The 8,351-nt window shown below is 65.9% G+C and carries 9 protein-coding genes; 6 read left to right on the forward strand and 3 right to left on the reverse strand.

Annotated elements, in window-relative coordinates:
* From rhlB to rpoH, 6 genes are all read left to right on the forward strand, one after another.
* Positions 1-316: ATP-dependent RNA helicase RhlB (gene rhlB, locus DBR20_RS22835; RefSeq protein WP_258223257.1), on the forward strand; the 316-nt coding region annotated here is incomplete at its 5' end.
* Positions 317-432: 116 nt separating this feature from the next.
* On the forward strand, positions 433-1,119 hold the full coding sequence (gene ftsE / locus DBR20_RS08415) for a cell division ATP-binding protein FtsE (RefSeq protein WP_025878609.1): 687 nt from the start codon (positions 433-435) through the stop codon (positions 1,117-1,119).
* A 2-nt stretch (positions 1,120-1,121) separates the two neighbouring features.
* A complete protein-coding gene (gene ftsX / locus DBR20_RS08420; protein WP_108265863.1) occupies positions 1,122-2,069 on the forward strand; it encodes a permease-like cell division protein FtsX in 948 nt (315 codons plus the stop codon).
* A gap of 7 nt (positions 2,070-2,076) precedes the next feature.
* Positions 2,077-2,919, forward strand: a complete 843-nt coding sequence (locus tag DBR20_RS08425) for a response regulator (RefSeq protein ID WP_089237300.1) — start codon at positions 2,077-2,079, stop codon at positions 2,917-2,919.
* Between the two features lie 9 nt (positions 2,920-2,928).
* A complete protein-coding gene (gene ung, locus DBR20_RS08430) occupies positions 2,929-3,654 on the forward strand; it encodes a uracil-DNA glycosylase (RefSeq protein ID WP_108265864.1) in 726 nt (241 codons plus the stop codon).
* 254 nt (positions 3,655-3,908) lie between these two features.
* Positions 3,909-4,784 carry an RNA polymerase sigma factor RpoH gene (gene rpoH / locus DBR20_RS08435; RefSeq protein WP_100462199.1) on the forward strand — a complete coding sequence of 292 codons (876 nt, stop codon included), beginning with the start codon at positions 3,909-3,911 and terminating at the stop codon, positions 4,782-4,784.
* A 201-nt stretch (positions 4,785-4,985) separates the two neighbouring features.
* Here the strand turns inward: rpoH and purD are convergent, their stop codons facing one another.
* The 3 genes from purD to DBR20_RS08450 are packed head-to-tail and all read right to left on the reverse strand — an operon-like array spanning position 4,986 to position 8,247.
* On the reverse strand, positions 4,986-6,269 hold the full coding sequence (gene purD / locus DBR20_RS08440; RefSeq protein WP_108265865.1) for a phosphoribosylamine--glycine ligase: 1,284 nt from the start codon (positions 6,267-6,269) through the stop codon (positions 4,986-4,988).
* 48 nt (positions 6,270-6,317) lie between these two features.
* The gene (locus DBR20_RS08445; RefSeq protein ID WP_108265866.1) at positions 6,318-7,352 is read right to left on the reverse strand and encodes a virulence RhuM family protein; all 1,035 of its coding nucleotides are present in this window, start codon (positions 7,350-7,352) and stop codon (positions 6,318-6,320) included.
* Between the two features lie 16 nt (positions 7,353-7,368).
* A complete protein-coding gene (locus DBR20_RS08450; RefSeq protein ID WP_108265867.1) occupies positions 7,369-8,247 on the reverse strand; it encodes a hypothetical protein in 879 nt (292 codons plus the stop codon).
* Positions 8,248-8,351: the final 104 nt, after the last annotated feature.

The raw sequence follows: 8,351 nt of genomic DNA on the forward strand, positions 1-8,351 counted from the left end.
CGAGCAGGTAGCCGCCGCAGCAGTCGAAGGCGCGGTGACGGCTGAAGCCGCTGCCGTGCAGGCCCCGCGTCCGCCGCGCGCTGACGCTGCGCCGGAAGGTGCGGTGGACGGCGAGCGCAAGCCGCGCAAGCGTCGTCGTCGTCGCCACGGCCGTCCGGTCGAGGGTGCCGAGGGTGTGGCGAGCGACGGCAACGGTGCCGCTCCGGTCAAGCCGGTGCAGGTGGTGGCCAAGCCGGTGCGTACCAGCGCCGATGCCGGCGACTCGTTCCTGACCCGTATCGGCCGCAAGATCCGCCGGATGCTGTCGGGCAGCTGATCCGGTAGCGCCCGACCGTTGGTCGGGTGGCCTTGAAAGGTGTGCCGACCAACGGTCGGCACCCACCAGTGCCCCGGCATCTCCACGCCATCGCGCCGGTCCTGCATAATCGGGGCATGAGTGTCCTGCGCTTCGACAATGTCAGCAAACAGTACGCCGGTGGCCACGAAGCCCTGACCGATGTCAGCTTCGAGGTCGCGCCGGGCGAAATGCTGTTCGTCACCGGTCACTCCGGGGCGGGCAAGAGCACCCTGCTCAAGTTGATCCACCTCGACGAGCGGCCCAGCCGCGGCGCGGTGATGTTCGACGAGCGCAACCTGCTGAAGGTGCGCGGCGGCGATGTGCCGCGGCATCGACGCGCGGTCGGCGCGGTCTACCAGGACCACCGCCTGCTGATGGACCGTTCCATCGCCGAGAACGTGGCCCTGCCGCTGATCCTGCGCGGCACCCGCCGTGGTGACATCAACAAGCGCGTGCGTTCGGTGCTCGAGCGCATGGGCCTGGGCCACCGCGAAAAGGCGCTGCCCTCGCAGCTGTCGGCTGGTGAGCAGCAACGCGTCGGCATCGCCCGTGCGATCGTTGGCGAGCCCAAGCTGCTGGTAGCCGATGAACCGACCGGCAACCTCGACCCGACCCTGGCGGCGGAAATCATGTCCCTGTTCGCCGAGCTGCCCGCGCGTGGCACCAGCGTGCTGGTGGTCAGCCATGACCTGCCGCTGCTGCGCCACATGCGCAAGCGCGTGCTGATCCTCGACCACGGCCGGCTGGTGGACGACATCTCGCCGCAGGATCTGGCGGAGTAACCATGGCCAAGAACGAAAATATCGAAGCCGCTGCGCCGTCGCGCCTGGGCGTGTGGTTCCAGCATCACGTGCACAGCGTGGTGTTCAGCCTCGGCCGCGCCTGCCGCAAACCGTGGGCGACGCTGCTGACCGTGATGGTCATGGCGCTGGCTCTGGCGCTGCCGCTGGGCCTGTCGATCGCGCTGGACAACCTCAAGCAGTTCGCCGGCAGCGTGCAGCAGTCGCGCGACATCAACGTCTTCCTGAAGGCCGACGTCGACGGCCCCGGTGCGCTGCGCCTGGCCGGTGAACTACGCGATCGCCCGGATGTTGCCAGCGTCACCGTGCGCACGCCGGAGCAGGGCCTGGAGGAACTGCGCCAGGCCGGTCTCGGCGAAGCCATCGACGCACTCAACGACAACCCGCTGCCCTCGCTGCTGGTGATCACTCCCGGCCAGGGTCAGGACGATGCACGGCTGGCACGCGCGTTGGAAAGCCTGCCCGGGGCAGATCTGGTCCAGCATGACGCGTTGTGGCGCCAGCGCCTGGATGCATGGCTCGCGTTCGGTGCACGGCTGGTGCAGGTGCTGTCCGTGCTGCTCGGCGTCGGCGCCGCGCTGGTGGTCGGCAACACCGTGCGCCTGGACATCCAGGCCCGCCGCGAGGAAATCGGCGTACTGCAGCTGCTCGGCGCCAGCGATGGCTTCATCCGCCGCCCGTTCCTGTACCTGGGCGCCTGGTATGGCCTGGGCGCCGGCGCGGTTGCGCTGGGCCTGATCGGCATTGCCGGTGCCGCCCTGCGCGCGCCGCTGGCCGAGCTGTCGCGCAGCTATGGCAGCCCGTTCGTGCTGCATGGCCTGGACCTGCTGCATGGCAGCCTGGTGCTGCTCGGCACCTTGCTGCTGGGCTGGCTGGGTGCATGGCTGGTGACCGGTCATTTCCTCCGCCAGACCCGCCCGACCGACACCTGAGACCGGCATGCAACCGCAAGCGCTGAAGCACCTTGAAGGGCCCGCGACGCGGGTGATGGTGGTTGACGGTTCCAAGCTGGTGCGCAAGCTGATCGCCGACGTCCTGCAGCGCGATCTGCCGGGCGTGGAGGTGATCGGCTGCGACAGCATCGAAGACGCCCAGCATGCGCTGGCGCAGGGCCCGGTTGATCTGGTGACCACCTCGCTGACCCTGCGCGATGGCGACGGGCTGGCGCTGGCACGGATGGTGCGCGAAGCCGCCGGACAGGCCTATGTGCCGGTGATCGTGGTCTCCGGCGACGCCCAGCAGCACCTGGAGCAGCGCCGTTTCACCGAGTACGTCACCGACTATTTCGACAAATCGCTGGGCCACGAGGCCCTGGCGACGTTCGTGCGCGGCTACGTGCAGCCGCAGACCATTCCCGGCGCGACCATCCTCTACATCGAGGACAGCCGGGTGGTGGCCGAGGCGACCAAGCGCATGCTCGAGCGCCAGCAGCTCAACGTGATGCATGTGGTCAGCGCCGAAGAGGCGTTCACCCTGCTGACCGCCGAATCGCTGGGGCGCAGCCGCCATCGCATCGACCTGGTGCTGACCGACGTGACCCTGAAGGGGGAGCTGAGCGGCCGCGACGTGGTGCAGCGCGTGCGCGTGGACTTCGGCTACGGCAAGCGCCGTCTGCCGTTGCTGGTGATGACCGGCGATGGCAATCCGCACAACCAGACCGGCCTGCTGCAGGCTGGCGCCAACGATCTGGTGCTGAAGCCGATCGAAGAGCGCCTGTTGATCACCAAGGTGCTGTTCCAGCTGCGGCTGGCCCGGTTGAATGATGGACCCCTGTTACGATGACGTGTTGCGATGATCGATGAAGTAGTGGACACCCCGGCGATCCAGCTGGAACCGAGCTGGAAACAGCGTGTGGGCGATTACCTGCTGCAGCCGCAGATGCGTGAGCTGTCCAGCTTCCTGCGGCAGCGCAAGGCCAGCGGCGCGGCGGTGTTCCCTCCGGGCCCGCAGATCTTCGCCGCATTCGATGCCACCCCGTTCGATCAGGTGAAAGTGGTCATCCTCGGCCAGGACCCGTACCACGGTCGTGGACAGGCCCATGGCCTGAGTTTCTCGGTGCAGCCGGGCGTGCCGGTGCCGCCGTCGCTGTTGAACATCTACAAGGAAATCGAGGGTGACCTCGCCATCCCGCGCCCCGACCACGGCTGCCTGATTCCCTGGGCACAGCGCGGCGTGCTGCTGCTCAACGCCGTGTTGACGGTGGAAGAGGGCAAGGCCGGTGCCCATCAGGGGCGTGGATGGGAAGGCTTCACCGACCACGTGGTGGACGTGCTCAACTGCGAGCGCGAGGGCCTGGTGTTCATGCTCTGGGGCGCCTACGCGCAGCAGAAGGGCAAGGTGATCGATACTGGCCGCCACCGCGTGCTGAAATCGCCGCATCCCTCGCCGCTGTCGGCCCACCGTGGCTTCCTCGGCTGCCGTCATTTTTCGATGGCCAACGAGTACCTGCAGCGCCGCGGACAGGCCCCGATCGACTGGTCGCTGCCGCCGCGGGCGTCGCTGGCGGCAGCGGGCTGAACGGCGGGCAACGCTTCCCGGCGTTTCATGGGCGAAACCGCCGCCTGTTCAGCTCCCTTTGACCCGGAATGGCCGTGCTTTCCGGGCTAGTAGGTTGAATTCCAAGGGATTGTGTATCCCGAAAAGCGCGCTCGCCACTGTCATCAAATCGCGTTACGGTAGGGCTCTGTTTGGGACCAGTGTTTCATCAGTGGAATGCTGGAACTTTTTCCTCCTTTAGCAGTCCAATTCCCCGACTGCTAAGATGGGTGCCTATGAGCCAGAACACCTCTACTGCCCTTGTGGCAAACAATCTGCCGATTCCCAGTGCGCTCGGTTCGCTGGACGCCTATATCGGTGCCGTGCACCAGATCCCGGTGCTGTCGGTCGATAACGAACAGGACCTGGCCCGTCGCTTCCGCGACGGCAACGATCTGGACGCTGCCCGTGAGCTGGTGCATTCGCACCTGCGCTTCGTGGTGCACGTGGCCCGCGGCTACAACGGCTACGGCCTTGCGCTGGGCGACCTGATCCAGGAAGGCAACATCGGCCTGATGAAGGCGGTCAAGCGCTTCGACCCCGACATGGGCGTGCGCCTGGTGTCCTTTGCCGTGCATTGGATCCGTGCCGAGATGCACGAGTTCATCCTGAAGAACTGGCGCATCGTCAAGGTCGCCACGACCAAGGCGCAGCGCAAGCTGTTCTTCAACCTGCGCAAGTCGAAGAAGCGCCTGGGCTGGATGAACGCCGCCGAAGTCACCGCAGTGGCCAAGGACCTGAACGTGTCCGAGCGCGAGGTGCTGGAAATGGAATCGCGCCTGTCCGGCCGCGATATCGGTTTCGATGCGCCGACCGACGAAGACAACGATCATGCACCGCCGTCGCCGGCTGCGTATCTGGTGGCCAATGACGAAGATCCGTCGATGGCCTATGAGCGCGAGGACAGCGAAGACAACCAGATGCAGCTGCTGCGCGAAGGCCTGGCGGAACTGGATGCGCGTTCGCGCGACATCATCCGCCGCCGTTGGCTGGATGCGGACAGCAAGGTGACGCTGCAGGAGCTGGCGGACGAGTACGGTGTGTCGGCCGAACGTATCCGCCAGGTTGAAGCGAACGCGCTGAAGAAGATGAAGGCGCTGTTCACCGCGTAAGGCGGCGAGGCGTTTGAGTAATGGAAAGGCCCGGCATTGCCGGGCCTTTTCTGTTTGTGGGGCTTTCATCCACGCATGGCGTGGATCTACTACGGGGCACACCCTGCATGAACGAATCCCACCGTAGATCACCCCATGCGTGGATGCGGCAAGATCCAGTAGATCCACGCCATGCGTGGATGTCCTGATGCCGCGCGGGCCTCAACCCTCCCGCGCGATCGCCCGCCAGCCGATGTCGGTGCGGTGGAACTCGCTGGCCCAGCTCACCTTCGCCACACCCGCATACGCGTTCGCCTGCGCGTCGCGCACGCTGTCGCCGAGCGCCGCCACGCACAGCACGCGGCCGCCGGCGCTGAGCACCTGGCCTTGCGCGTCCAGCGTCGTGCCGGCATGGAACACCTTGGCCGTTGCCGGCACCTCATCCAGGCCGGAGATCACCTCACCGGTGATCGGCGTTTCCGGGTATGGCTTGGCCGCCAGCACCACGCCCAGTGACGGGCGCGGATCCCACTGCGCGTCGACCTGGTCCAGGCGGCCATCGATCGCCGCTTCCACCAGCTCCACCAGGTCCGACTGCAGGCGCAGCATCACCGGCTGCGTTTCCGGGTCGCCGAAACGCACGTTGAACTCGATCACCTTCGGCGCGCCGCCGGCATCGATCATCAGGCCCGCGTAGAGGAAGCCGGTGAATGGGATGCCGTCGGCAATCATGCCCTGCACGGTCGGGTTCACCACCTCGCGCATCACCCGTACATGCACTTCAGGTGTCACCACCGGGGCCGGCGAGTACGCACCCATGCCGCCGGTGTTCGGGCCGGTGTCGCCGTCGCCGACGCGCTTGTGATCCTGCGAGGTGGCCATCGGCAATGCATGCACGCCGTCGACCATCGAAATGAAGCTGGCTTCCTCGCCGTCGAGGAATTCTTCGATCACCACGCGCGCGCCGGCATCGCCGAAGGCGTTGCCCGAGAGCATGTCACGCACGGCGTCTTCGGCTTCGGTCAGGGTCATCGCTACGATCACGCCCTTGCCGGCGGCCAGGCCGTCGGCCTTGACCACGATCGGCGCGCCCTTCTCGCGCAGGTAGGCCAGTGCCGCGTCCACCTCGGTGTGCACCGAATAGAACGCGGTGGGGATGTTGTGGCGGGCCAGGAAGTCCTTGGCGTAGGCCTTGCTGCCTTCCAGCTGCGCGGCGGCAGCCGTCGGCCCGAAGATGCGCAGGCCGGCGGCGCGGAAACGGTCGACCACGCCGGCCACCAGCGGCACTTCCGGGCCGACCACGGTCAGCGCCACGCCTTCGGCCTGGGCCAGGGCGAGCAGGCCATCGATGTCGGTGACCTTCACCGCGACGTTGCGGCACTTGTCTTCGTTGGCGGTGCCGGCATTGCCGGGCGCTACGAGCACTTCAGTGACACGGGAGGACTGGGCCAGCTTCCATGCCAGGGCGTGTTCGCGGCCGCCAGAGCCGATGACGAGGATTTTCATTGCGTGGAGATCCTGGGGGACAGAAGTGGATGTGATCGGAGAAATCAGTCAGATGGGCTTTCTGCTGGACGCCAAGCGTTTTGCCTCGGCGTTGAGACTCGCAAGATCAAGCTCGGCTTCGCGTTCGGACGCGATCCTTGCAGACGCACGTCGTACCGCGTCGAATTCTGCGTAGCGCTCCGTGATGATGGCTTCCATCTGCTGGTTGGACACGCGACCGGGGCCATCGAGAATGGCGCGCTCGTTGAAGTCAAGGAAGCGATCGGTCTGCCTGATCCAGTCCAGCATATGGGTTTCTACGCGTCGCTCGGCGCGATCTTCAGCAAAATCCAGGAACATGGAGACCAGGCGGTTGAGCTGTTCAAGCTCCTGCTGAAGCAGGTAATTCTTGGAGACGACTGCATCGGACTTGCGGGGTTTGTCGCCGGTCCAGTTGGTCAGGCCCATGTGCGGTGCGTTGGAATCGGCGCGTTCCACAATCAGCTGTGCCGCTGTGCGGCCGGTGACAGCGTAGACCAGCTTGTTCTGGATGGTGGCAAAGAACGTCTTGGCGGTGGCTGCGCTACCGTCGTAGTCGGAGCTGCTGACTTTGAACAGTTCGCGCAGGGTTTGATAGAAGCGCTTTTCAGAACTGCGGATATCGCGGATGCGGTGCAGCAGTTCCTTGAAATAGTCCGCACGCTCGGCATCCTTGAGCCGCTCGTCATCCAGTACGAAGCCTTTGACCAGGTACTCGGACAGGGTATCGCTGGCCCATCGACGGAACTGGCTCCCGCGAGGTGACCGGACGCGGAATCCGACCGCCAGAATCATCTCCAATCGATACAGCTGAACGGAACGATTGATCGTGCGCTTGCCCTCGGTTTGAACTGTCAAGTAATCCTTGACGGTTCCCTCGGCTTTCAGCTCGCCATCCTGCAGGACGTTCCGGATGTGAAGACTGATGTTCTGCTTGGTCGTATCAAACAGCGCGGCCATCTCGCCCTGGGTCATCCACACCGTCCCCTCCGTGGCGCGCAGATGGACTTCCGTCCGGCCGTCGTCTGTGCGGTAGAGGATCAGTTCGCCGAGGGGACTGTTCATGGCCGGTCGATGTGCCTCACTCGCAGCCTTCGCGTCGCAGTGATTCGGGGAAGGAATAGGTCCAGGACTTCGGGTCCAGGGTGAAGCGGTGCTCCTGCCGCACCCGCTTGCCGCCGCAGGTGTTGCCGGTTTCCTCGATCAACAGCGGCCAGACGCGCGCGCTGCGGTCGCTGTCGTCGAAACGCAGCGCAAAGTCGATGCTGAAGCGGCGGGTCCGGCAGTCCTCGACAGTGTCAGCGTCGGTACTGGCGTCGACGGTGTCGCACTCGTACTGGGCATCGTTGTCGATGTGGCTGCGCACGTTGCCGGTGGCGACCAATCCCTTCGGCCCCGGCAGGATCAGTGACTGCGAGAGCAGCGAGAAGCCCTGGCCGAACCAGCCATCTTCGACGCGGAAGCCGTAGAAATCGCTGCCAGCGCGGATGATGCTGGCGCTGCCGGGCTGACCGCCGCTGCCGAAGCGCTCGCCGGTCAGGTCGCTCGCCACTTCGAAGCCTTCGCCCTTGGGATGCAGTACGAAGAAGTCGATGGTTCCCGGGTCGATGTGCGCGCCATCGGCCAGCGCACCGCACACTGCCAGCAGCTGCTGCCAGCTGTCGCCGGTCACCACCGGCTGCTCGGCGCAGACCTGCCAGTCCACGGGACGGGTTTCGCCTTCCTGGGTCCAGGTGCCGCGCCACTCACCCGACAGCTTGGCGTCCTTGCCGTAACGCTCGGTCAGGAACGCCTGCAGCCGCGCGGTGCGGCTGACATGGGCGGCCGGCTCGGCGGTGGCCGCCTTTGCAGGGTCTGCCTGCGGGGCAGATGCGGGTTCGGCGGCCGGCTTGCAGCCGGCCAGCAGGGCTGTGCCAACAAGGGCGAGCACGGCGAGCGGTTTCAAAGAGACTGCAGACATCCGTGTCGCTCCAGGTATCAGTGGCGGAAGTGGCGGACGCCGGTGAACACCATGGCCAGGCCGTGCTCGTCGGCGGCGGCGATGACTTCCGCGTCGCGCATCGA

It is taken from the genome of Stenotrophomonas sp. HMWF023 (assembly GCF_003060985.1).
GTDB lineage: Bacteria > Pseudomonadota > Gammaproteobacteria > Xanthomonadales > Xanthomonadaceae > Stenotrophomonas > Stenotrophomonas lactitubi.